Source organism: Bacillus sp. FMQ74 (assembly GCF_001875785.1).
Classification (GTDB): domain Bacteria; phylum Bacillota; class Bacilli; order Bacillales; family Bacillaceae; genus Bacillus; species Bacillus stercoris.
In genome coordinates this window covers 320608-345351 of sequence record NZ_MOEO01000002.1, presented here as the reverse complement: position 1 = coordinate 345351, position 24744 = coordinate 320608, and the positions used below count along the sequence as shown (strand labels likewise).

Genomic DNA, 24744 nt, shown 5'->3' with positions numbered 1-24744 from the left:
TTTTTTAATGATCATCAGAAAGGAGGACACAATGAGCAAGAAATACTTTGTCCTTATTGTATGTATTATTTTCACCGGAGCACTTTTCCCGACATTTTCATCCGTTACAGCCGCTCAAGGAGAAGCAGTCATCGCAACAGATGAAATGAATGTCAGAAGCGGTCCGGGGCTTAGCTACGGCATTACAGCGGAAGTAAAAAAGGGAGAACACTATCCCATTTTAAAGGAAGATGGAGACTGGGTGCAGATCCAGCTGGGTTCCGGAGAAAAGGGCTGGGTAGTCTCCTGGCTAATTACAAAGGAAGACCAGGCCAGCACAAGCTCTTCAGGAAGCAGTGACACTGTGACATCAACAGACCCCGATCTGCGGATGAGAACCGGCCCGGGTACTTCATACGAAGTCATCGGCAAATTCCCTCAAGGCAGCCGAGCATCTGTCATTGATAAAGATTCGGGCTGGGTCAAAATATCCTATCAAAATGCCACCGGATGGGTGTCATCTGAGTATGTTACGTCAGGAGGCAGCAGTTCAGCATCTAATGAGAGTGACCAAACTGAGGATTCCGGTACGTCAACGACGGGCACAGTCGGTGTTTCTTCACTAAATGTAAGAGCCTCCGCCTCACATAACGCGGCAATTATAACAAAACTTGACCGCGGAACGAAACTGACGGTTCTCAACGAGAAAAATGGCTGGGCTCACATTGAGGTGAATGGGCTGAAAGGCTGGGTTGCAAGCCATTACCTTTTGACTGATTCTGAACCAGCTGAGAATTCAGCAAATGCAGGCAGTTCGTCCCCCGCTAAAAAAGCCTATATTATGTACGGAGGAACGAATTTAAGAAGCGATGCCTCAACATCAGCTCCGATCGTTGAGCGTGCTGCCAAAGGAGATTCATACCCCATTACCGGTTCAAAGGGAAGCTGGTATGAAATCAAACTTGATAACGGGCAGACTGCTTATGTAGCCAATTGGGTGGTCCAAACATCTAAAAGCGCAGAAGAAGCAGGTGAACCGCCAGTCTCTGATTCCCCGTCTGGAAACGGCTCTCTAAACAATAAAACGATTATTGTTGACCCGGGACACGGAGGAAAAGACAGCGGAACGATTGGGTATTCGGGGAAATTCGAGAAAAACCTGACGATCAAAACGGCAAAACTGCTCGCCAGCAAACTTAGATCGGCTGGGGCAGATGTGTATGTGACACGCCAGGATGATACCTTTGTCAGCCTGCAGTCACGGGTCTCCACGTCTCACTATCGCAACGCTGACGCCTTTATCAGCATTCACTATGACAGCTATGCGGATACCTCTACAAGAGGCAGTACTGCATACTACTACAGCCCTGCCAAAGATCAGGAACTCGCATCAGATGTACACTCTGAAGTGGTAAAGCGGTCTTCCATTCCAGATCGCGGCGTATTATTCGGGGATTATTATGTGCTCCGGGAAAACAGACAGCCCGCTATGCTGTATGAGCTGGGATATGTAAGCCATCCGCAGGAAGAAGCCGTTGTACATAGCAATTCATACCAAGAAAAAGTAACAGATGGGATCGAAAGCGGATTAGAGAAGTACTTCCAATAAAAAAAGCTGCCTCTTGGCAGCTTTTTTATTTTGAATCCATCATAAGCGTGACCGGTCCGGAGTTTGTAAGCTGAACATCCATCATGGCTCCAAACGTTCCGGTCTCTACTTTGATTCCTTTTTCACGAAGCAGGTCATTCCATTTTTCATAAAGACCTAAAGCTTTATCAGGTTTGGCCGCGTTCATGTAGTTCGGCCGGCGCCCTTTTTTCGTATCTCCATAAAGCGTAAACTGTGAGACGGATAAAATCTCTCCTCCTATATCTAAAAGAGACAGATTCATTTTTCCTTCACTGTCATCGAAAATACGGAGATGGACAACTTTATCGGCTAAATAAGCTGCATCCTCTTCTGTGTCATCGTGAGTGATGCCGACCAGCACCATGAGGCCTTGTCCAATTTGGCCGACGACCTCTTCGTCCACTGTAACGCTTGCTTCTGTTACTCGCTGAACAACTAATCTCATTTTCTAACCCCTTTAGTTCATGACGCGGCGCACAGAGTAGATATCTCTAATCTGTTTAATACGCTCGACGACTTTGTGCAAGTGATTGATGTTCTGAATAAAAATCGCCATATGAATGGTTGCCACTTTATTGCGATCCGATTTGCCAGAGACAGATGAAATATTTGTTTTCGTTTCATTCACTGCCTGGAGTACCTCGTTCAGCAATCCGCGACGGTCATACCCAAGAATCTCTATCTCAACATTGTATTCCTTGCGCTTTTGAACCTGTGACTCATGTTCCCACTCTACCGGGATCAGCCGCTCTTGGGCTTCATTCGTTTTGACATTCGGACAGTCTTCGCGATGGACCGAAACCCCTCTGCCTTTTGTGATAAAGCCGACAATATCGTCACCCGGCACAGGATTGCAGCATTTTGATAAACGGACAAGGAGGTTGTCGATGCCCTTGACGCGAACACCAGCTTCCCGTTTTCTTCCTTGAGGGTATGGCTTAGGTTCCCCAGTGACTTCCTGAACGATCTTTTCCTGTTCTTCCTGATCGCGCTGTTTTCTCTCTTTTTCTGTTAAGCGGTTTGCCACTTGCAGAGCTGTAATGCCGTTGTAACCGACCGCTGCGTACATATCTTCTTCATTTGAGAAATTAAATTTGTCAGCAACCTTTTGAATATTCTCCGGCGTTAAAACATCCTTCAATTCAAAATCCAGGTTTTTTATTTCTTTTTCGACCAGTTCACGGCCTTTTTCGACATTTTCTTCACGCCGCTGTTTCTTAAAGAATTGACGGATTTTATGCTTCGCTTGGGATGTTTGGGCAAGCTTCACCCAATCCTGGCTCGGACCGTAGGAATGCTTAGAGGTGAGAATTTCAACGATATCACCTGTCCTAAGCTTATGGTCAAGCGTAACCATTTTTCCGTTTACTTTGGCACCGATTGTTTTATTGCCGATCTCAGAGTGAATCCGGTAAGAAAAATCAATCGGAACAGAACCGGACGGAAGCTCGATTACATCTCCTTTTGGCGTAAAGACATACACCATGTCAGAGAACAAATCAATTTTGAGCGATTCCATAAATTCTTCTGCATCTGTCGATTCATTTTGAAATTCTAAAATTTCACGGAACCAAGAAAGCTTTTTCTCAAAGGTTGCACCTTCATTGGCTGCTTTCCCTTCTTTATAAGCCCAGTGAGCCGCAACCCCGTATTCCGCTATTTCATGCATTTCAAAGGTGCGGATCTGCACTTCCAGCGGATCGCCTTTAGGCCCAATAACCGTTGTATGAAGCGATTGATACATATTTGGCTTCGGCATTGCAATATAATCTTTGAATCTGCCGGGCATCGGTTTCCAGCATGTGTGAATGATGCCGAGCACCGCATAGCAGTCCTTTATGCTATTCACAAGAATACGGACAGCCAGCAAATCGTAAATTTCATTGAATTGCTTATTTTGCAGCACCATTTTTCGATAGATGCTGTAAATATGTTTCGGACGTCCCGAGAAGTCAGCCTTGATATTCACTTCTTCGACACGTTTCTTCACTTCATTGACAACCTCATCGACATAAAGCTCACGTTCTGCACGTTTCTTCTTCATGAGGTTGACAATTCTGTAATATTGCTGAGGATTCAAATAACGGAGCGCCGTATCTTCCAATTCCCATTTAATTTTTGAGATCCCGAGACGATGCGCCAAAGGAGCAAAAATTTCCAGCGTTTCATTGGAGATTCTCCGCTGTTTTTCCTGAGGCAGATGTTTCAGTGTCCGCATATTGTGAAGACGATCCGCCAGCTTGATCAATATGACCCTGATATCTTGAGCCATAGCGACAAACATTTTGCGATGATTTTCCGCCTGCTGTTCCTCTTGAGATTTATATTTAATTTTGCCGAGTTTCGTTACGCCGTCTACAAGCATTGCCACTTCTTCGGAAAATGCTTCTTTCAGGTCATCGAGCGTCACATCTGTATCTTCCACGACATCGTGCAAAAATCCGCCCGCGATTGTGGAAGGGTCCATTTCAAGATCGACGAGTATCCCCGCAACCTGAATCGGATGAATAATATATGGCTCGCCCGATTTGCGGTATTGCTCGCGATGAGCATCTTCAGCGTACAGATATGCTTTTTCGACAAATGCGATATGCTCATCAGATAGATAGCTGCGCGCTTTATCAATAACTTGCTCGGCAGTCAATACTTGTTCGTTCGCCATGGAATCACCTTTTTTAGAATGTAAACTGTATTGTAGTTTATTATCAAGAAAAAAACGAAAGATGTAAAGAGCAGAAGTTCAATTAGCCAAATATTATATAAAATAAATGCAAAACAATAGGAAAAAAGCACCCTGACATGGAGTGCTTTTTCGTTATGCGATTATCCTTAGTATTTCATCAATGTTAAGATGTCGTAATTTTCCAGCTTATCTCTGCCGTCAAGGTAAGAAAGCTCGATTAAGAAAGCGATACCAGCAACAACGCCGCCAAGCTCTTCAACAAGTTTGATCGTCGCTTCAATTGTGCCGCCTGTCGCAAGCAGGTCATCTGTAATAAGCACACGCTGACCAGGCTTAATCGCATCTTTGTGGATCGTTAATACGTCTTTTCCGTATTCCAAGCCATAATCCACTTTGATTACTTCACGAGGCAATTTGCCTTCTTTGCGGACCGGCGCAAAACCTACGCCAAGCGCGTAAGCAACAGGACAGCCGATAATAAAGCCGCGCGCTTCAGGGCCAACGACCAAATCGATTTGCTTTTCTTTCGCATATTCAACAATTTGATCTGTGGCATAGCGGTATACATCGCCTTTATCCATCAGTGTCGTAATATCTTTAAATTGCACGCCCTCTTTCGGGTAATCCGGTACAATTGTTACGTATTGTTTTAAATCCATCTGTTTTATGTCCTCCTCGTACTTTCATAAGCCTCTGAATCTTGTTTCATCAGCTTATTCAGCCATTCCTTCAGCTCTTCAGCAGAAGAATAATTCAGCTTTTGATCCAGTTCCATCAGCTGCTGTTTCGCCTGATATGTTTGTGAGTCTGTTAAGTCACGTTTTTTTGCTCCGCTCACAACAGACAGCACACCATTCTCTATTTTAACAAAACCGAGATCAAAAAACACCTTTGTCATGAAATTGATTGTTTCAACGGACCAGCCTTTATGTTTTGCAAGCTCTGAACCGTGTGTTTTCACATCAAAAGCGCCTCTTTTCAGCAAGAACGCATAATACCATTTAAAGTGGTCTCTTGCGGGAAAAGTTGATAAAAAGTGGTCCTCATGATTGAGAAAAATAAAATATATCCGCTCAGGCGCCTTTCCTTCCAGCAAACGTGCGAGCATGTCCAACGAAGGCGGCGGATCCAGTAATACAATATATGCACCATCGAGGTCAAACGCCTTTGCTTGATCTTCTGAGCTGATGACCTGCACTTCTTGACGAAGTCCTTCAGTTTGAAGAAGTGTTGTTGAGTCTTCTTTGAAAGAGACAATGGCCCGTTTAGCAGATGGAAGGGTGGAAACTGTGTCTTCCCACGTCCGTTTTCCCCTTAAATCAAACAGCTGCCATTCAGAAACAGCGGCGTCCTTTATCATAAGCTGCGGTTTTTTCCGATTGTTCCATTCGTTGATTGACATCTCACCGACAATGGAAATTCTCGATCCCGGTACGATGCCTTCTTCGAGTTCACCTTTATTAAAACCGACGCAATCAAGCTGAGACGACTCATTTTTGATCGTCATTTTGACATGAGTTTTATTTGCGCCTATCTTGCGGACATCTTCCAGTACTGCGTTTTCTACGAGAACGTGCGGTTTCGGGTTCAGCATGCCAAAAGGGGACAGCATGTTCATTTCTGTGATGCTTTCAACTGTAATGTCCTCGACGCCGCAGACAAGGTCGACTTCCTGTACAGGAATAAAATCCTCTTCCGTAAGCGTATTGTCCGCTATTTCATTCAGCCTGCTTCGCAAATCAGGCACATCCTCGGCTTTCAGCGTCATCCCCGCTGCCATTGGATGGCCGCCGAAATGAGGAAGAATATCTCTGCATTCAGAAAGACTCTCAAATAAATTAAATCCCCTGATGCTTCGGGCCGAACCTTTAGCGATCCCCTTTTCTTCATCAATGCCAAGCACAATAGCAGGGCGATAGAAACGGTCCACAAGCTTTGAAGCCACAATCCCGACGACTCCCGGGTTCCATCCGGCTTTTGCCACGACAATTGCAGTTTGATCGAGCCCTTGCCGTTCAACCATTTCAATCGCTTCATCCGTCATTTTGCTGACCATTTTTTGGCGTTCTTTGTTCAGCTGGTCAATTTCTGCGGCAAGCTCTTCCGCTTCAAACGAATCCTCTGACATGAGCAAATGAACAGCTGGGTCCGCCTGTTCGATTCTTCCGACGGCATTCAGCCTTGGTGCGAGCTGGAATCCGACAGTTTCTTCGTTCGCTTCTCCGATGTCTCCGCCTGACAGCTTAATCAGTTCTTTTAAGCCGAGCCGGTTTGTCCGCCGGAGCCTTTCAAGTCCTAGTGTTGCAATTAATCTGTTTTCGTCATGCAGCGGGACAAGATCAGCAATGGTGCCGATTGCCGCCAGGTCAAGCAGTTCATCCGGAAGTTCACCCAATAAAGCATGGGCCAGCTTAAACGCGACTCCGACCCCTGCAAGCTCTTTAAACGGGTAAGTGCAGCCCGGCTGCTTCGGGTGGACGATCGCATGGACATCCGGAAGCTCCGGTCCCGGTTCGTGATGATCTGTAATGATGACATCCAGCCCGAGTTCTTTCGCCACCTTCGCTTCATGCACAGCGGCAATTCCTGTATCAACCGTAATGATCAAAGAGAAGCCCCGTTCTTTAATCGCACGAAACGCCTGTTCATTAGGTCCATAGCCTTCTTTAAAACGGTCAGGTATATAAAAATCAACTTGAGCCGATAGTTTTTGCAGCGTGTGAAGCATCACTGACGTACTGGTAACCCCATCGGCGTCATAATCGCCATATATCATAATCTGTTCTTGTTGTGAAATCGCCTGTTTTATTCGATCTGCCGCTTCTCTCATGCCTTTCATTTCAAAAGGATCATAAAAATCGGCATCCTTTGTATGTAAAAACAGCCTCGCGCTTTCTGCCGTATCAAAGCCTCTTTTTACAAGCAGGGACGCAACAAGAGGTGTTATATGCAATTGTTCTGTGAGTGATTTGACCTTATCCTGATCTGGTCGCTGGATTTCCCATCGCATTTTTGACGCTAACATAAATTCACCCCTCAACCACCCTATTATACTAGAGCAGGCTGAGGGGTTTCAAATAATATTCGAAAACTAGTCTTTTTTCTCAATCATGGCTGAAGCATCCTGTGTGTCGGTCTGATCAGCTAGATGGGTATCCTCTTGTTTATGTATTGCAGTTCTATTTTCTTTCCGCAGCGTTTTGATTTCCCGCTTTAATTTCATCACTTGAAAAATGCCGACAGAAAATACGATGAGCGCTCCCATTAAAACCGAGCCTAAAATAACAAGAATGAGCGGCCACTCTGACCTGCCAAACAGGTAATCAACTTCTACGGATCGAACGTTAATGACTGCAAAAATAGCTACGATTAAGGTAAAAATAAGTGCGAAAATAATGGTCCATTGTTTATTCATTCTCTTTCCCCCAAACTTCTTATTGAGGTAACTTTCCCTATCAAGACTGGTTTTAAACATGGCTTAACCTAGTGTTAAGCCATGTTTGCGGTCAATTTTTCCCGGATCAGCCTCTTCAGTCCGTTTCCCTCACCGGACATGACAAGTGTATCGCCTTCATCAATGACTGTTTCAGAGCTCGGATTTAGTTGTTTATCCTGATTCTTCTTAATAATTGCAATGACCGTCACATGATATTCCTGCCCCACATCCAAATCACCAATCGTCTGATGAATGGCAGGCGCTCCCGCCTCTGCTTTACACCACTCTATCATTAAATCATCAAGGGCTGACTCGACCTGTTCTATTGCTTTCGGTTTATATGCCATTCCGCCAAGAATTGCAGAAATTTGCCTTGCTTCAGCGTCATCAAACTGCACGGAGGCAACACATTCTTCATGGTCGTTTTCGTCAAAATAGTAAAGCTCTCTCCGTCCGTCATGATGAATGATAATTGAAATTTTATCACGATTTCTAGTAACCATTTCAACTTTTTGTCCTATGCCCGGCAGCTCTGATTCGCGAACCCTCATATAAAACCCTCCTACATATCTGAAAACCAGTCACAAACACGTTTAACACCATATATATGTTTAAATGTAAGCGTATGTCATTATAGCAAATGTCTATTTTAAGTTCAATGAAACTTCAAAAAACAGGCTGTCCCGCAGAGGACAGCCTGTTTTTTTATTGCGCCGGATCTTTTTTCAATTCTTTCCCTTTCCATACAAGCCAAATCTGTGCGGCAATGTAGAGAGAGGAATAAACGCCTGTTAACAGCCCGATCAATAAAGCAATTGAGAAGTTAGAAATAGAAGATGCTCCAAAGATCAGCAATGCCACAACAACAATTAAAACAGTTAATACCGTGTTAATTGAACGTGTAAAGGTTTGCTGCAGGCTTAGGTTTACAATATGGTTCAGGTCGGCAAATGTTTTCGGCTTGCGCTTTTTCATATGCTCACGAATCCTGTCAAATGTAACAATTGTATCGTTAATCGAATACCCGATAATCGTCAAGACGGCTGCGATGAACGTAACATCAACCTCCAGCCTTGTAATACTGAAGAACGTGACGATGAAGAATGCGTCATATAGCAGTGAAGCGATTGCGGCAATCGCCATTTTGTATTCGAACCGGATTGAAACGTAAATGATGATGCCAATAGAAGCTATAGCAACTGCGTACAGCGCGTTTCTCGCCAGCTCTTTACCGACTGTCGGTGAAACTGTGCTGACATTCGGCTCTGTCCCGTATTTGTCTTTAAAGTACGTTTTTACTTTGGCAATCGTTTCTTTATCAGGCACTCCAACAAAACGGGCAACACCGACATTGCTCTTTTCACCTGACAGAACAACAGTATCAGGGTCCATACCCAGAGATTCAAAATCCTTCTCAACTTGCTCTGTCGTCAGCTTATGGTCACTTTGCACTTCAATCCGTGCACCGCTTGCGAAGTCAATGCCAAGATTCAGCTTAAACACAAGCAGGATAATAATCCCGGCAATCGTGACCGCACTGGAGAAAATAAAGAAATATTTGCGTTTACTCGTGAAATCCCATTTTTGGAACGGCGTATGCGGCTCTGTATTTTCGTCCGTATCCTGAATATCCATAATATGCTTCTTATTAACACCAAACCAGCCTTTTTTCCGATCAAGCCATCTGCTTTCAACAAGGAGAGCGAGAAGAAATCTTGATAAGAAAACAGCAGTAATAAAGCTTGTCAAAATCGACAGGATCAGCATTGTCGCAAACCCTTTAACAGAGCTTGTCCCAAAGATAAAGAGCACAACCGCGGCAATAATCGTTGTAATATTCGCGTCAAAAATTGTTGCAAAAGACCGTCTGTTTCCTGAACGGAAGGCAGAGCGGACTGACTTGCCTAGCTTAAGCTCTTCTTTAATCCGCTCATAGGTGATGATGTTGGCGTCAACCGCCATCCCTACCCCTAGAATGAGCGCGGCAATCCCCGGAAGCGTAAGTACAGCATTCATCCAATCAAAGACCTGGAGTGTAATGTAGATATAAACGGATAGCGTAATCACCGCGATAAATCCCGGCAGACGGTAATAGAAAAGCATAAATAAGAAAATAATTGCGATACCGACAATACCGGCAAACACCGTATCATGGAGAGCCTGCTGTCCAAATTGTGCGCCTACTGATGTCGAATACTTTTCAGTCAGTTTCACAGGAAGTGCACCTGCGTTTAAAATGCTTGCTAGATCTTTCGCTTCTTGAACCGTAAATTTCCCTTCTATTGTAACGTCTGTTGTGTTTAATTCTTGACTTACATTTGGAGCTGATACGTATTTAGGGTGCTCTTTTTGAACCTCTTTTTTAAAGGAATCCCCTTTTTCATAATCCATCCAAATGACAAGCTGGTTATTTGGCGCCATTTTCATAACCTTTTTGGTCACTTCGCCGAATTTATCAGCATCTTTCAGTTTAATGCTGACAATCGGTTCATTTGTTTTGGCGTCATATGTTTGTTTAGCTCCGTTTTCGACGAGGTCGGAGCCATTCAACAATTCTTTGTCATTCGTATCTCTGAAAGAAAGCTGCGCTTCAGTTGCCAGAATTTCACGCGCTCTGTTTTGGTTTGTCACCCCAGCGAGCTGAACGCGAATCCGGTTATTCCCTTCAATTTGGATGTTCGGTTCGCTGACACCAAGAACATTGGCCCGGCGGTTCAACGCCTCTACTGTGCTGACCAGAACGTCTTTTGTGATTTTGTCACCTTTTTTTACAGGCTGTACATCATACAGCACCTCAAATCCGCCTTGCAAATCCAATCCTAACGTAATATTGTTAGCGGCAGGCTTCGTAAAGTAGCCCAAGCCCGTGCCGATCAATAAAACGAAAAGGAAAAACGCAATCAAGCGTCCTTTTTTCATTATGTATATCCTCCCTTAAACCTGTGCGAATCAATCTGCTATCTCAGCAGTTCTTCCAATGCTTCCTGTCCTTCTTCACTGCCCAGCCAATTAGACGTTTTGAATGACTCAACGGTTGCATAATTCATAAATTCGCCAATTTTCACTGATAAAATATCACTCGCCAGTTCATAAATATTCAGTTCCGTTTTCTTTTTCCACTTCTTATCTGTTAAGTATGACCACAAACTTTCAAGTTCAACATCATCATACCCGAGAATCTTAAACTCTTCCAGTTTGCTGTAAAGAAACGGCCTGACGTGGTCTTTATATAGATCGGCGGGATGCTTCTCCATGAATTCCACGCTCCTTTTTTATTGTTTTTCATGAAGACTTGTCATGCTTGGACGATATATACGCATATCTTTATTGTATATGATTCCAGGTAGTTTGAGAAGGCAGGGGGTAAAAATGGCGAAACAGACGTTTTTAAAGGGCACTCTTATTCTTATCGCAGCAGGGATGGTTACAAGAATGCTCGGGTTTGTCAACCGGGTGGTTATCGCCCGTTTTATCGGTGAAGAAGGGGTCGGGCTTTACATGATGGCGGCGCCTACCTTTTTCTTGGCCACTACATTAACTCAGTTCGGTCTGCCGGTCGCGATCAGCAAGCTTGTCGCTGAAGCCAGTGCGCGCGGAGATCATCAAAAAACGAAAAACATTTTAGTCATGTCTCTGACCATCACGGGAGTGCTCAGCCTCATCTTTACACCGCTGTTTCTGTTTTTCGCCCCGGTTATGGCTGAAACGATGCTGACAGATAAACGAACACTGTACCCGCTTCTGGCCATTACGCCGGTTGTGCCGATTATTGCTATATCGAGTGTGCTGAGGGGGTACTTTCAAGGAAAACAGAATATGAACCCGCTCGCAATGTCACAAGTCCTTGAACAGGTCGTCCGTATTTCACTCGTGGCTGTCTGCACGACGATTTTTCTCCCTTACGGAATTGAATATGCTGCAGCGGGGGCAATGCTTTCCTCAGTGGCAGGTGAGCTGGCATCACTTCTTTATTTATTTGTTTGCTTTAAGTATAAAAAAACAATTAAAATCAGAAAGCATTTTTTCCAGTCAATTAAAAATGGAAAACAAACCTTTACCCAATTAATGAGCGTATCCCTTCCAACTACCGGGAGCCGCTTTATCGGAAACCTCTCTTGGTTTTTCGAGCCGATTGTCGTCGCTCAAAGCCTTGCCATTGCAGGTGTGGCGACAATTTCCGCAACAAAGCAATACGGTGAACTGACCGGCTTTGCTATGACTCTGCTGACTCTGCCCAGCTTTATTACATATTCTTTGTCGACCGCGCTTGTTCCTGCGATCAGTGAAGGAATGGAGCAGAAAAAATTGCAGGTGGTGGAATACCGCTTGGAACAGGCGATGCGTCTCTGTCTGCTCAGCGGAGGCATTTCAGTTGTTATTTTATTTGTATTTGCGGATGAGCTGATGAGAGTGATGTACGGTTCCTCAAGCGCAGCTGTATTTATAAAAGTGATGGCCCCGTTTTTTCTGCTTTATTATTTCCAAGGCCCACTTCAAGCTGTGCTGCAGGCGCTTAATTTGGCAGGAGCTGCGATGATGAACAGCTTAATCGGAGCGCTTGTCAAAACAGGCCTTATTTTTGTCCTTGCCACAAGGCCGTCTCTTGGCATTATGGGGGCGGCATTAGCCATTGTCACAGGCATGGTGCTCGTCACGCTATTGCATGCAGCAACCGTAAGCAAAGTGCTGCCGATCAGCATCAAAATTAAGGAATACGCACTCAGCTTCGCTGTTATTGTGATTTGCGGATTCATCAGCTCCGCCATCAAACAATATATTCATTTTGGAGCATCTGAGGCTGTGAACCTCACCGGATGGATTGCGGTGAGCGCTGCTATTTACATTGCCCTCCTGCTCGTTTTCCGTTTAATTAAAAAAGATGAGCTTCGCCGCATTCCCATTATCGGACGTTTGATCATCCGATAATGGTCACGTACGGTGCCCATCTTTTTCATCAATATATAATTCTCCGTCTGTAAACGAGCAAAATGAAATATCAGAAGGGTTTGTGTATCCGTGTTTTTGCAAATTTTCAAGCAGCCATTGTTTATCTTTACCGATTCTGGACAGGTTTTCAGTTTGAATGGAGCCGTCAAGGATGAGCGGCAAGTCGAGCTGCCGATGCTCTCCGCTATTTTCTTTCTTTACAATAGTCAGTTTGCCCGACGGTTCTAAAATGGCAAATGATACATCAGCTACTCTGTCGATACTATTTTCTCTGAGCTGAACCATTAAATCATCAAAATTATACCGCTGTGATCTCATGGCGTCTTCGTCAATTTTCCCATATTTAATAATTATGGTCGGCTTGCCGTCAAGAAGCTGGCGGACTTTTCGGTTTTTTAAAGATAAGTATGCGAATGTCACTTGAATAACCATTAATACAAGCATTGGCAAAATGGTGTGAAATAAATGATCTTCTACGTTTTCTATGGCCAAAACGGCAATTTCAGCCATCATGATAAAGACAACGAGGTCTAAAATGCTAAGCTCCCCGATCTCCCGTTTGCCCATAAAACGAAAAATGATCAGTATCACAAAATACAATACGATTGTGCGAAACGCAATAGTGAGAAGCTCTTCCATCATGCACCTCCGACTCATCATAGGATGCAACAAAACGAACAATTTATGTAAGAAAAACCGATTGTATTTCATAAAGCTTTTACGTCTAATTCAAGGGTTAAGGGAATACATTTTTACAAAGACGAGCCATCAGCATGTCTGACGGTTTTGCACAAAAAGAACAGAAGCCTTTTAATACAGGCAGAGAGGAGACAATCATGGAGGAAACGAAACAAGTTGGAAAAGGCATTCTTTACGGCTTAATCGCCATATTTTCAGCCATGCTCCTGACAAGCTTAGCGGTTTCACTTTTATTGACCGCAACCTCGCTGGAAGAGTCATCATTTAACTGGCTGATCACCGCTATCTCATTTCTCTCTTTATTTATCGGCGGATTCATTTCAGGCGGGAAAGGCAAGGAAAGAGGCTGGATGATTGGCGCATTGACCGCCTTAAGTTTTTCTCTGATTATCTTATTGTTTCAGTATTTAGGATTCGGAAAGACATTTACGGCAGAACAGCTGCTCTTCCATCTGGGGTTTTTAGGGGTGTGCATGCTGGGCGGGATTTTCGGTGTGAACATGAGGGGAAACAGGTCTTCCACATAAAAAAGAGCGGGCTCACCCGCTCTTTTTTTGTTTGCTATGTATAGCTCCTGCTGTTATTCAGCAGCAGAAACTTCTCTGATCGCGCGACGGTCGAACGTAAGACGTGTGTTTTCACCAGTCTTAATTACGACTTTGCTCTCATCGATAGAGTCAACAGTACCGTGCAATCCCCCGATTGTCACTACTGAATCGCCTTTTTTCAGTTCCTCCTGCATTTGGCGTACAGCCTTTTGCTGCTTTTGCTGAGGACGAATCAGCAAGAAGTAAAGGACCGCAAACATTAAAATAATAGGAACCAATGTGCCTAAAGTGCCAGTCATCATTTTCACCCCTTTCTGTAAGCCTGTTATTGTTTATTCAGAAGCTTTTCGCATTTGGCTTGTTGTAGCCGTAACGCTCAAAGAACTCTTCTCTGAAATCACCCAGACGATCCTCGCGAATAGCCTGTCTTACCTGCTCCATTAAGTGTAACAGAAAATGAAGGTTATGGTAAGTTGTTAATCGAAGGCCAAATGTTTCATTGCAGCGAATCAAGTGCCTAATATACGCGCGAGTGTAGTTTTTACATGTATAGCAATCACACTCTTCATCAATCGGACGGAAGTCTCTTTCGAATTTCGCATTTTTCATATTGAGTCGTCCTTCAGCTGTAAACACTGTGCCGTTTCTTGCAATCCGAGTAGGCAGCACACAGTCAAACATATCGACCCCGCGGATTGCTCCGTCGATCAGCGCGTCCGGAGAACCGACTCCCATCAGATATCTCGGTTTATCCTTCGGCAAGAGCGGTGTTGTAAACTCGAGTACACGGTTCATCACATCCTTCGGTTCACCGACAGACAATCCGCCTATAGCATATCCCGGAAAATCAAGGGAAATCAAGTCCTTCGCACTTTGTGTGCGCAGATCTTCATATTCTCCGCCTTGGACAATACCAAACAGCCCTTGTTCATCCTGACGATTGTGTGCATTCAGACAGCGTTCCGCCCAGCGGCTTGTCCGCTCAACTGAACGCTTCATGTAATCGTACTCTGCCGGGTATGGCGGGCATTCGTCAAACGCCATCATAATATCGGAGCCGAGTGCGTTTTGGATCTCCATCGCTTTTTCCGGAGATAAAAACAGCTTGTCCCCATTTAGGTGGTTGCGAAAATGGACGCCCTCTTCCTCTATATTACGAAACTTGCTTAAAGAAAAGACCTGAAAACCGCCTGAATCTGTTAAAATTGCGCGGTCCCAGTTCATAAACTTATGAAGCCCGCCCGCTTCTTTGACAATATCGTGACCCGGACGCAGCCATAGGTGATAGGTATTGCTTAAGATGATGCCCGCATCCATTGCTTTCAGCTCTTCAGGCGCCATTGTTTTGACTGTCGCCAGTGTGCCGACCGGCATAAAAACCGGCGTTTCAAAGGAGCCGTGAGGCGTATGCACTTTGCCCAGCCGCGCTCCTGTTTGTTTGCATTCTTTTATAAATTCATAGCGTATTGGTTGTTCAGCCACTTTTAATGAGGCCTCCTGTTCTCAATTTAGATAATCAGCATCGCGTCTCCGAAGCTGAAGAAACGGTATTCCTCTTCCACCGCATGGTTATAGGCACGCAGAATGTTTTCTCTTCCGGCAAGTGCGCTGACCAGCATAATCAATGATGATTTCGGCAAATGGAAGTTTGTAATCATTCCGTCAATGGCTTTAAATTCATAGCCCGGATAAATAAAAATAGATGTCCAGCCGCTCGATGCTTTAAATTGCCCGTCATGTTCTCCGGCAATCGTTTCAAGCGTGCGTGTCGAGGTCGTGCCGACAGAAATAATCCTGCCGCCATTTTCTCTTACTTTGTTTAAAGCCGCAGCCGTTTCTTCCGACATTTGATAAAACTCTGCATGCATATTATGCTCTTCCACTTCATCGGCACTCACAGGGCGAAATGTTCCAAGGCCAACGTGGAGTGTGATGAACTCAATTTGCACGCCTTTATCTTTCAGCTGCTGTAAGATTTCTTCCGTGAAGTGAAGGCCTGCTGTAGGCGCAGCGGCAGAGCCGATTTCTTTTGAATACACGGTCTGGTAGCGCTCTTTGTCATCAAGCTGTTCTTTGATATATGGCGGAAGCGGCATCTCTCCAAGGGATTCCAGCACCTCGTAGAAAATACCGTCATATTGAAACTCCATTTTTCTGCCGCCGTGCTCAAGCTCTTCCGTGCAAACTGCCTTCAATCTTCCGTCTCCAAATGTGACAACGGTTCCTTTTTTCACCCGTTTCGCCGGTTTGGCAAGTGTTTCCCATTTATCGCCGGTTTCTTGTTTCAGCAAAAGAAGCTCCACTTTCGCACCGGTATCCTCTTTTGTGCCGAATAACCGCGCAGGCAGTACACGGGTATTGTTCAGCACAAGACAATCTCCTTCGTTAAAGAAGCTGATAATGTGTTTAAACGAGCTGTCAGTCAGCTCTCCTGTATGTTTATCAAGCACCATCAGCCTTGAAGCATCGCGCTGCTCCAACGGTACTTGTGCAATTAAACGTTCTGGTAGTTCAAAATCAAATAAATCGACTTTCATGATAACTTCACCTTTATTCTAGTCTTTTGTTATTTCATTCTGCCGAAAAGATTAAGCAAAATTGATAATACCACACTTATGATAATACAAGTGACAACCGGGAAGAAAAACGTGACATTTCTTTTTTTCACAAAGATATCTCCCGGCAGCTTGCCGACAAAATGTAAAACTGCTCCGATGATAAACAAAACAGCACCAAGAATCATAATGATCTTAGGAAATTCAGTCATATCGGGGAGCCTCCATTTGGAAATGATGATAAACGGCCGGTGTCACGATCCTTCCACGCGGCGTTCTTTGGATAAATCCAATTTGCAGCAGATATGGTTCATATACGTCTTCAATCGTATGCGATTCCTCACCGATCGTAGCTGAAATCGTATCAAGGCCTACTGGGCCGCCGTTAAATTTTTCAATCATGCCCATCAACAGCTTATGATCAATATGATCCAAACCGAGACGGTCAACCTGAAGCCGCTCCAGCGCATCCTGAGAAATGTCTTCCGTAATCCGGCTGTCACCCAGGACTTGGGCGAAATCGCGCACCCTTCTCAGCAGGCGGTTCGCCACGCGTGGCGTACCTCTAGACCGCCTTGCAATTTCAAGAGCAGACGGTTTATCAATCTCAACCTCAAATACATCCGCAGTTCTCGTGACAATATCGGCCAGCTCTTCTTGAGTATAGTACTCAAGGCGTGACATGACGCCGAATCTGTCTCTTAAAGGAGCCGTCAAAAGCCCTACCCTCGTCGTAGCTCCCACCAGTGTAAATGGCGGCAGGTCAAGTCGCACTGAGCGGGCAGAAGGACCTTTTCCGATCACAATATCCAGGCAAAAGTCTTCCATTGCAGGATAAAGCACCTCTTCAATCGATCTGTGCAGCCTATGTATTTCATCAATAAATAATACATCTCCCGGTTCAAGCGCCGTTAATATAGCAGCCAAATCACCAGGCCTTTCAATCGCAGGCCCTGATGTCGTCCGCAATTCCACTCCCATTTCATTTGCAACAATGGAAGCAAGCGTTGTTTTTCCAAGTCCGGGCGGCCCGTACAGAAGAACATGATCCAGCGTCTCCTGTCTCATTTTCGCCGCATCTATAAACACGCGCAAATTTTCTTTCACTTTATGCTGCCCGATATACTGTGCCAGATTTTGCGGTCTCAGGCTTTGCTCTATCACTGATTCATGGTTGTCTGCTTCACTTGAGACGAGCCGTTCATCCATGAACATCACCTTACTTTAATAGTTTTTGTAATGCTTTTTTCACATATTGGTCTGTTGTCAGCCCAATTTCTTTTTTAAGGTGAGGAAGCACCTTTTTGATTTCTTTTTCAGCATATCCGAGAACCCTGAGGGCTTCAAGTGCTTCTTCGAGAGCCGTTTCCGCTGTTTGCTTTTCAAGCCTTTCTTCATGATTAAACAGATTTTCAATCATTTCAGGCACAACATCTGCCAGCTTTCCTTTTAAATCTAGAATAATCTGGCGTGCGGTTTTCTTTCCTACTCCAGGAAACTTGACCAAAAAAGCTTCATCCTCATTTTCAATTGCTTGAATGACCGCTCCCGGATCACCCGAGCCCAAGATGGCAAGTGCTCCTTTCGGCCCAATTCCGGTCACGTTTAACAGCTTTGTAAAGAGCGCCTTCTCTTCTCTCGTTGAAAAACCGTAAAGCGAAAAAGCATCCTCTCTGATATGATGGTATGTAAAAATCGTTTCTTGGCTTCTCTCCTTATATATAAACGGATTCGGCGTAAAAATCTGATAGCCGATGCCTCCGTTCTCTATGACAATATATTGGGGAGATACATAATCAATCGTCCCTTTAACAAATTCAATCACGCAAATTCACCTCTTTGACTGTTCTTCATTGTACCATAAAAACAGCCAAAGTCTTATAGAAAAGTTAACATATGTTCGCTTCTCTCTCATTCTTTCACGAAAAAAAAGACATGAATACATGTCTTCAATCAGATGACGTTACCCGCTGTATGTCTTTATATGTTCGATGACATCCTCAAACTCCGCTTTTGTCCGAAATGGAATGCCTTTCAACAGATTTTTTTGCATGTGGCTTTCCAGCCTTTCTAAATCAATTTGAAAAAAAGACTGAATTGGTTCGGAAGCTGGCTCAGGCCGCCCATGAAAAGTGGAAATCACTCCATTATCCGATACACCGATATACCCGTTCACTTTGCTGAGCGGAGAAATATCGTCCATTTGCTTCCGGAAGAGCACATATCCCTTTTTTTGTTCCACAAGCGTCCAGCCGGCATAAGCCGCCCAAAAGTCATCCATGGAAAGCACTTTTTCACGCTTATGCTCAATGCTGACATCGCCGTCCAAATACACCTTTTCAAGCTGCACATGCACCTGCAGCGGTTCATAGTGCTCCACTTCCGCGCCAAGCGCGCGGGAAGGAGCGCCTATTTGAAATACTGCGGCTGAGCAAAGAATGCCCAGCAAAAGATACGCCGTGCTGAATCGTTTCACCCTCTACACCTCTTTGCACACGTTTATGATTAGTTTGACCAAAGAGGCTACTGCTTAACCGTTTTATCAAAATTTGTCTGCACATTTTCCCTGATAAACCGTTCCTCCGTATACACATCTGTTCCTTGCTCAGGGATTGTCAAGAATTGCGTCAGAAAAGCACTGAAAAAATACAATGCCGCAAAGATCCAAATTACGCCGCCTGCACCGAGCGGTCCAATGAAAAGGCTCACGATGCCCGGCGCGATAAACGCACATAAACCAGATCCCAGGTTCAACACTGACATGGCAGCACCTTTATTATCAGGTGCAAGCGTCGGCAAAAGAGCGCTTAATGGAACATAGCCGGCTAATGCCGCGCCGTAGCAGCAGGCAATCATCATCATCACCCAATACTGATGCCCGATCAGCTGAGGCGTGTAATAAAGCGCCAGTGTAAAAATGCCGCATCCGACACCTCCAAACCACATGACGGTATTGCGCCAGCCAAGTTTATCTCCAACTGCTCCAAAAATGATATTAAACACAATATTCACAAAAAACAGCGTCCCCCAAATTTGCAGCCATTCCGAAACCGAATACCCGTAATGTGCTAAATAAGTCGGAAGAAAGATGGCAAACCCAAATTGTCCTATTGCATTAATCGTTTTGACCACTCCGCCGATGCCGACCTTAGGGTTTTCAAACATAATTGTAAATGCCTTCGACAGTTCTTTCCATTTCGGCTGATCTTGTTTTTTTACCGGGGTGAATTTATCTTTGTTAAAAAATAAGGCCAAAAATCCGCCTGCCGCCACAAACAGCAATGCGCTCCAAAGCGTATTGATTTCTCCAAAGGAGGGAACCGCATAGCTGGAATAGAACGGGCCGAGTACGTTAAGGCCGCACGTAAACATAAACCAAAACCAGCCGACGGCTTTTCCGAGAATTTTTTGAGAGGTGCTGTATGATACCCACACGAGAAAAGAGTATGCAAACAGCGGATATCCTAAGCCTCTAAGGGCATAGCTTCCTAAGAGAGCCGGATAATACATATGAGGAATCGCCCAGCCGATAAAAGCGGCCGAACCGAGGATAAACGCAAGCAATCCGATCGTCATCGTTTTTCTCGGCCCCCACGTTTGCACAAACGTCCCTGAAAGCCAAGCCGAGATGGTGACAGCAATGCCGTACATCGTAAATAACGATGCGGATTGCTGCATACTGAGACCATGATCAACGAGAAAAGGAGACAGCCAGCCTTGTTCGAGGCCGTCTCCAACCATAAAGATGACAACGCCAATATAACCCCAAACCATGTGAGAAGGAATTCCGATTTTGTTCAAAACATTTCCTTTAGCATGTACTGTATTCATTTTCTCCACCGCCTACTTAAAGTATCAATGGAGTATATACCCAAGCTTGCGCAATTGTAATCCTTTTTGATTAAAAAGCAATTTTTTCAGTGTGCTCAATACTGACAGGCATGCCAAAAGCAAGCGATTGCTGTGCTGCCCTGGCAATCCGTTCGGCCTGTAAACCGTCATTGCCGGTGCAGGCAGTCTCCTGGTTTGTGCCGATCGCTTCTGCAAAACGGAGAATCTCCTCCTCATACGCATCCTTATAGCGTTCAAGGAAAAAGAAATGCGGTTTATCCTTCATCACGAAATCAGCGGTGGACACTTCAACCGTCGTCGGCCTGCTATTGTCCGCCGCTGCAGAGCCTTTCGTCCCGAAAACCTCTACCCGCTGGTCATATCCGTACACTGCTTGGCGGCTGTTATCAATCACGGCCATGGCACCGTTTTCAAAAGTCAGTGTAATAACAGCTGTATCAATATCGCCCAGCTCCGCAAAAGAAGGATTCACCAAAGCCGCCCCTTTTGCATACACTTCCGTCACTTCGCTTCCCATAATATATCTGGCCATATCAAAATCATGGATTGACATATCCATAAACAAGCCGCCTGACATACGGACATAATCTATATTCGGGGGTTCCGGGTCCCGGGACGTGATTTTTAATAAGTGAGGAGTACCGATTTCTCCATTTTCAACAACTGTTTTGATTTTCTTAAAATGAGGATCAAAGCGGCGGTTAAAACCGACTTGAAGTGTTACCCCATGTTTCCGGACGGCCGCAAGCGCTTCTCTTGTTTCTTCCAGAGAGAAACTAACTGGCTTCTCACAAAAAATATGCTTTTTCGCTTCGGCTGCTTCTCTGATCATCTGTGCATGTACGGCTGTAGGTGAGCAAATAAAAACAGCATCAATTTCAGGATCATGTAATAAATCACGATAATCAGAAGTTATGTATTCAATCTGATGACTGTCGGCCCAGCTTTTTATACGGCTCGCCTGAATATCAGAGATTGCTTTTATTTTCATGTGAGGAATCCGGCTTATATTTTGAATATGAAGTTTGCCGATGCGGCCTGCACCGATAATCCCTGTCACAATCTGTTTTGTCATCGCATGTTCCCCCTTGAATATTCACGAAAGCGCTTTATTTAAAATTAATACTATCCCATTTGTAAGCGCTTTTCAAGAATGGAAATAAACGCTCTATGTCTCTTTTATCACAATTTATGCTTATAAGTAGCCTTCTTCTTCAAGACCAGATACACTAGAATTAGGCTCTTTTTCCTGAACAGTTTATGATTTTCCTATAAACGACTGCATAAAATAGAGCAAAGAAGGTGAATGAAATGCTGACAAAAGCAGAGGAACTGGCCCATTCAGTCATATACCGCAAAAACAGCAGATTTGATAAAGTCAAAGAGAAATCCGAGAAATTAACACTAATCGGCAAGGGAAGAAGCGCCTATGTGTTTGCCTTAACAGAAGGCGGCCGGAAGATGGCGCTGAAAGTATTTTTTCCGGAGTATCAGGCGACAGCAGTCAAAGAAGCAGCGATCTATGAAAAATTAGCCGGATCCGCATTCTATCCTGACATTTACGAAACTGGCGATTCATTTATTCTCATGGAATATATTGAAGGTGAAACCTTTTATAACTGTCTGAAGAAAGGCATTGCAATCAGTGATGACATGATTCAGCAGGTTGAAGAAGCGCTTTCTGACGCCCGGGCAGCCGGACTGAACCCGTCAGACATTCATTTGCGGAATCTGATATTGACAGAAACCGGAGCGGTGCGGGTGATTGATGTTGCGAGATTTGAGCAGACAAAAACATGTACGCAGTGGGACGACTTAAAATCAGCATATCATTCACTCTACAAAAAACCGATATTCCCCAAAAAGATTCCGGGTTTTTGGCTGGAGATCATCGCATTTTTATATAAGAAAGATTGGTTTCAAAGGCATTTCGTACAGCGGAAAAGAAAGTATTCTTAAATCAAAAAGGCAGCCGCTTGTGGCTGCCTTTGTTCTGCAGTTTACTATCTTACGGTAGAAATCAGTTTCATTTGTTCAGGCGACAGCTTAATTCGATAGCCTCTCACAGTTAAGTAGACCGCTTCTGAGTCCTTCTCGCCGGAATGACAATGCGTTTTCTTCATTTCTGTCTCCCCTCACCCTTATTGGTTTTAGTTCATCATATCATTGCTTTATTGAGTTAATTTTAAAGAAATGTAAAGATCATATGAATCCGATATATGGTAAAATGAGAGAAAAAAAGGGAGAGAGTCACATCAAGACACGCAGTAAAGTCCCGTTGATGTTTATGTTGCTGGTATTCTTCGGCGGCGCCGTTTATTGGATGTTATTTTCACTAAAAAACGTTCCGAAAGGAAATCTCGTCCAATCGGTTGAATCGCCTGACGGCAGCTATACGTTAAACACTTACGTATCCCAAAACACCTTAAGCTTAGATGCGGCCAGAGGTGAACTTGTAAATGAAAAAACACTTGTCAAGAGAACAATCTATTGGAATTATCCGGACAGCCGTCCAGCAGTGACGTGGATCAATCACAATACAGTGAAAATCGGCAATCAGACATTACACCTCGATACTGATGAAACGTATGATTGGCGAAAAGATGATCATTGGATCCGTGAAGAACCGCCTCAGGCGCAAGTGAGGTGACGATACATGAATAAGTTGAACAAGCAATTGTGATTGCTTGTTCTTTTATATACGGTTTGACTGAACTAGGCTATTTGTTGCAAGGATTTTATAACAATTGCCCTAAGTTGGCCCGGCAGAAAAACGCAACGTAATCGATACGCCGCGTTTTTTCTTTTTTCCTTCCTCTTCTTATTGATAATTATCAGTCATATAATGTGACAAATCGATTGTAGAAATAGTTCGATTAGCCCAAAATCCTTTTTATACATGTATTCGAATGGAAGTGAGGAGGAAGCTTGATGGCAGATATTGTTGCTAGTTTAAACGCGGTCTTATGGAGTACCCCCGTCATTTATATTTTATTGGGAATTGGATTGGTCTTTTCAATTATGACCCGTTTTTTACAAGTCAGACATTTGAAAGAAATGATTGTTCTGATGTTTAAAGGAAAGAGCTCTGAAGCTGGCGTTTCTTCTTTTCAAGCATTATCGATTGCGCTGTCCGGCCGAGTGGGTACAGGGAACATCGCAGGAGTGGCGACAGCAATTGCATTCGGCGGACCCGGCGCTGTGTTCTGGATGTGGGCGATTGCCTTTATCGGGGCGGCGAGTGCCTTTGTTGAATCAACGCTTGCCCAAATTTATAAAGTGAAACAAGACGGTCAATATCGGGGCGGCCCTGCTTATTATATAGAAAAAGGCTTAGGCATTAAGTGGTTTGCAGTCTTATTTGCCGCTGCTGCCCTGATTGCAATGGCCCTTCTGATGCCAGGCGTACAGTCCAACTCCATTGCGGCCGGAGTCAAAAATGCATTCGGCATCTCTCCTTTCATCACAGGGTGTGCTCTCGTTTTATTATTAGGGTTTATTATTTTTGGCGGCGTCAAACGAATTGCTAATGCGGCGCAAATGATTGTTCCATTTATGGCCCTTGGATATATCCTGCTGTCTTTGATTATTATTGTCATGAATGTGTCTGAATTGCCTGCTGTGATCTCATTGATATTCAAAAGCGCTTTTGCATTGGATTCCGCTTTTGGCGGCTTAATTGGCATGGCGATATCCTGGGGTGTTAAACGTGGCATTTACTCAAACGAAGCCGGCCAGGGAACAGGACCGCATCCGGCAGCCGCTGCAGAAGTTTCTCATCCGGTCAAGCAGGGGCTGGTTCAGGCATTTTCTGTTTATATCGACACCTTGTTTGTATGTTCCGCTACAGCTTTCATGATCTTGTTTACCGGTATGTACAATACCCAGGCTGCAGATGGTTCCTTTATCGTTCATCACCTTAAAGGCGTAGAAGCAGGACCTGGTTTCACACAAGCGGCAATTGACAGTGTTCTCCCCGGATTCGGTGCAGGCTTTGTTGCCATCGCTTTATTCTTCTTCGCATTTACAACAATTATGGCGTATTACTACATCGCAGAAACAAATATCGCTTATTTAGCACGGGGCAGAGAAAGCAAATGGGCAATGCTCGGCTTAAAACTGATTATTTTAGCCGCCACGTTCTATGGGACTGTGAAAACAGCTTCACTTGCTTGGGCATTGGGCGATGCAGGGCTTGGCATTATGGTATGGCTGAATGTCATTGCCATTGTTCTGCTTGCCAAGCCTGCGCTTCTCGCTTTAAAAGATTATGAACGCCAAAAGAAGCAGGGCTTAGACCCAGTCTTTGATCCGAAAGCGCTGGGTATCAAAAACGCTGATTTCTGGGAGAAAGAATACACTAATGAAAATGAACGTGTCTCTTGAACAAACTAAAAACCGGCCCGATATGACAT

General features: G+C 44.4%; 25 protein-coding genes and 1 pseudogene. 7 read left to right on the top strand and 19 right to left on the bottom strand.

Annotated elements, in window-relative coordinates; translation table 11 throughout:
• Positions 1-31: 31 nt before the first annotated feature.
• Positions 32-1588, top strand: a complete 1557-nt coding sequence (locus BLL41_RS06225; protein WP_071577173.1) for an N-acetylmuramoyl-L-alanine amidase family protein — start codon at positions 32-34, stop codon at positions 1586-1588.
• Positions 1589-1613: 25 nt separating this feature from the next.
• Here the strand turns inward: BLL41_RS06225 and dtd are convergent, their stop codons facing one another.
• The 8 genes from dtd to comN all read right to left on the bottom strand — a co-directional run bounded on the left by dtd (position 1614) and on the right by comN (position 10982).
• Positions 1614-2054 carry a D-aminoacyl-tRNA deacylase gene (dtd, locus tag BLL41_RS06220; protein ID WP_071577172.1) on the bottom strand — a complete coding sequence of 147 codons (441 nt, stop codon included), beginning with the start codon at positions 2052-2054 and terminating at the stop codon, positions 1614-1616.
• A 12-nt stretch (positions 2055-2066) separates the two neighbouring features.
• A complete protein-coding gene (gene relA, locus BLL41_RS06215; RefSeq protein ID WP_003229747.1) occupies positions 2067-4271 on the bottom strand; it encodes a GTP diphosphokinase in 2205 nt (734 codons plus the stop codon).
• A gap of 167 nt (positions 4272-4438) precedes the next feature.
• Positions 4439-4951, bottom strand: coding sequence for an adenine phosphoribosyltransferase (locus BLL41_RS06210; protein ID WP_029727134.1), 513 nt, complete (start codon positions 4949-4951; stop codon positions 4439-4441).
• A 5-nt stretch (positions 4952-4956) separates the two neighbouring features.
• Positions 4957-7317 (bottom strand): single-stranded-DNA-specific exonuclease RecJ, encoded by a 2361-nt coding sequence (recJ, locus tag BLL41_RS06205; RefSeq protein ID WP_071577171.1) that lies wholly within the window; start codon positions 7315-7317, stop codon positions 4957-4959.
• A 66-nt stretch (positions 7318-7383) separates the two neighbouring features.
• Positions 7384-7707 carry a LapA family protein gene (locus BLL41_RS06200; RefSeq protein ID WP_003229740.1) on the bottom strand — a complete coding sequence of 108 codons (324 nt, stop codon included), beginning with the start codon at positions 7705-7707 and terminating at the stop codon, positions 7384-7386.
• A 74-nt stretch (positions 7708-7781) separates the two neighbouring features.
• On the bottom strand, positions 7782-8279 hold the full coding sequence (locus BLL41_RS06195; protein WP_071577170.1) for a cation:proton antiporter regulatory subunit: 498 nt from the start codon (positions 8277-8279) through the stop codon (positions 7782-7784).
• A 154-nt stretch (positions 8280-8433) separates the two neighbouring features.
• Positions 8434-10647, bottom strand: a complete 2214-nt coding sequence (gene secDF / locus BLL41_RS06190; protein ID WP_040082294.1) for a protein translocase subunit SecDF — start codon at positions 10645-10647, stop codon at positions 8434-8436.
• Between the two features lie 38 nt (positions 10648-10685).
• The gene (comN, locus tag BLL41_RS06185; protein WP_003229735.1) at positions 10686-10982 is read right to left on the bottom strand and encodes a post-transcriptional regulator ComN; all 297 of its coding nucleotides are present in this window, start codon (positions 10980-10982) and stop codon (positions 10686-10688) included.
• A gap of 115 nt (positions 10983-11097) precedes the next feature.
• On the opposite strand from comN, the gene spoVB reads away from it, so the two are divergent.
• Positions 11098-12654 carry a stage V sporulation protein B gene (gene spoVB, locus BLL41_RS06180; RefSeq protein WP_071577169.1) on the top strand — a complete coding sequence of 519 codons (1557 nt, stop codon included), beginning with the start codon at positions 11098-11100 and terminating at the stop codon, positions 12652-12654.
• Between the two features lie 3 nt (positions 12655-12657).
• On the opposite strand, the gene BLL41_RS06175 is transcribed toward spoVB, so the two are convergent.
• Entirely contained in the window at positions 12658-13314 is a 657-nt protein-coding gene (locus BLL41_RS06175; RefSeq protein ID WP_071577168.1) for a DUF421 domain-containing protein, read from the bottom strand.
• Between the two features lie 197 nt (positions 13315-13511).
• Between BLL41_RS06175 and BLL41_RS06170 the strand changes: the two genes are divergently transcribed.
• Entirely contained in the window at positions 13512-13901 is a 390-nt protein-coding gene (locus BLL41_RS06170; protein WP_032727405.1) for a TIGR04086 family membrane protein, read from the top strand.
• A 53-nt stretch (positions 13902-13954) separates the two neighbouring features.
• Here the strand turns inward: BLL41_RS06170 and yajC are convergent, their stop codons facing one another.
• The 9 genes from yajC to iolG all read right to left on the bottom strand — a co-directional run bounded on the left by yajC (position 13955) and on the right by iolG (position 21404).
• Positions 13955-14221 carry a preprotein translocase subunit YajC gene (gene yajC / locus BLL41_RS06165; protein ID WP_003237527.1) on the bottom strand — a complete coding sequence of 89 codons (267 nt, stop codon included), beginning with the start codon at positions 14219-14221 and terminating at the stop codon, positions 13955-13957.
• Positions 14222-14258: 37 nt separating this feature from the next.
• Complete coding sequence (gene tgt, locus BLL41_RS06160) at positions 14259-15404, bottom strand: tRNA guanosine(34) transglycosylase Tgt (RefSeq protein WP_014664820.1); 1146 nt, start codon at positions 15402-15404, stop codon at positions 14259-14261.
• A 26-nt stretch (positions 15405-15430) separates the two neighbouring features.
• Complete coding sequence (gene queA / locus BLL41_RS06155) at positions 15431-16459, bottom strand: tRNA preQ1(34) S-adenosylmethionine ribosyltransferase-isomerase QueA (protein ID WP_014664821.1); 1029 nt, start codon at positions 16457-16459, stop codon at positions 15431-15433.
• A 29-nt stretch (positions 16460-16488) separates the two neighbouring features.
• Positions 16489-16689, bottom strand: coding sequence for a DUF2905 domain-containing protein (locus tag BLL41_RS06150; protein ID WP_071577167.1), 201 nt, complete (start codon positions 16687-16689; stop codon positions 16489-16491).
• Positions 16682-17686 (bottom strand): Holliday junction branch migration DNA helicase RuvB, encoded by a 1005-nt coding sequence (ruvB, locus tag BLL41_RS06145; RefSeq protein WP_014664823.1) that lies wholly within the window; start codon positions 17684-17686, stop codon positions 16682-16684. The genes BLL41_RS06150 and ruvB overlap by 8 nt, the downstream gene beginning before the upstream one ends.
• 10 nt (positions 17687-17696) lie before the next feature.
• On the bottom strand, positions 17697-18302 hold the full coding sequence (gene ruvA / locus BLL41_RS06140) for a Holliday junction branch migration protein RuvA (RefSeq protein ID WP_071577165.1): 606 nt from the start codon (positions 18300-18302) through the stop codon (positions 17697-17699).
• A gap of 138 nt (positions 18303-18440) precedes the next feature.
• A complete protein-coding gene (gene bofC, locus BLL41_RS06135; protein ID WP_040082284.1) occupies positions 18441-18953 on the bottom strand; it encodes a sporulation cell-cell signaling protein BofC in 513 nt (170 codons plus the stop codon).
• A gap of 47 nt (positions 18954-19000) precedes the next feature.
• Positions 19001-20308: an MFS transporter gene (locus BLL41_RS06130; protein ID WP_071577163.1), complete on the bottom strand. Its 1308-nt coding sequence runs from the start codon at positions 20306-20308 to the stop codon at positions 19001-19003.
• A gap of 70 nt (positions 20309-20378) precedes the next feature.
• Positions 20379-21404: an inositol 2-dehydrogenase gene (gene iolG, locus BLL41_RS06125; protein ID WP_071577161.1), complete on the bottom strand. Its 1026-nt coding sequence runs from the start codon at positions 21402-21404 to the stop codon at positions 20379-20381.
• Between the two features lie 236 nt (positions 21405-21640).
• On the opposite strand from iolG, the gene BLL41_RS06120 reads away from it, so the two are divergent.
• Complete coding sequence (locus BLL41_RS06120; RefSeq protein WP_071577159.1) at positions 21641-22288, top strand: phosphotransferase; 648 nt, start codon at positions 21641-21643, stop codon at positions 22286-22288.
• Between the two features lie 44 nt (positions 22289-22332).
• Here BLL41_RS06120 and BLL41_RS22535 read toward each other — a convergent pair whose 3' ends face one another.
• Positions 22333-22452, bottom strand: a complete 120-nt coding sequence (locus BLL41_RS22535; RefSeq protein ID WP_071577157.1) for a hypothetical protein — start codon at positions 22450-22452, stop codon at positions 22333-22335.
• An 83-nt stretch (positions 22453-22535) separates the two neighbouring features.
• Here BLL41_RS22535 and BLL41_RS22530 point away from each other — a divergent pair, with 83 nt between their 5' ends.
• From BLL41_RS22530 to BLL41_RS06100, 3 genes and pseudogenes are all read left to right on the top strand, one after another.
• The gene (locus BLL41_RS22530) at positions 22536-22979 is read left to right on the top strand and encodes a DUF5412 family protein (RefSeq protein ID WP_071577156.1); all 444 of its coding nucleotides are present in this window, start codon (positions 22536-22538) and stop codon (positions 22977-22979) included.
• A 29-nt stretch (positions 22980-23008) separates the two neighbouring features.
• A pseudogene (locus BLL41_RS22980) lies at positions 23009-23093 on the top strand (hypothetical protein); the annotation flags it as partial.
• Positions 23094-23260: 167 nt separating this feature from the next.
• A complete protein-coding gene (locus BLL41_RS06100; RefSeq protein WP_071577154.1) occupies positions 23261-24715 on the top strand; it encodes an alanine/glycine:cation symporter family protein in 1455 nt (484 codons plus the stop codon).
• The last annotated feature ends 29 nt before the right edge of the window (positions 24716-24744 follow it).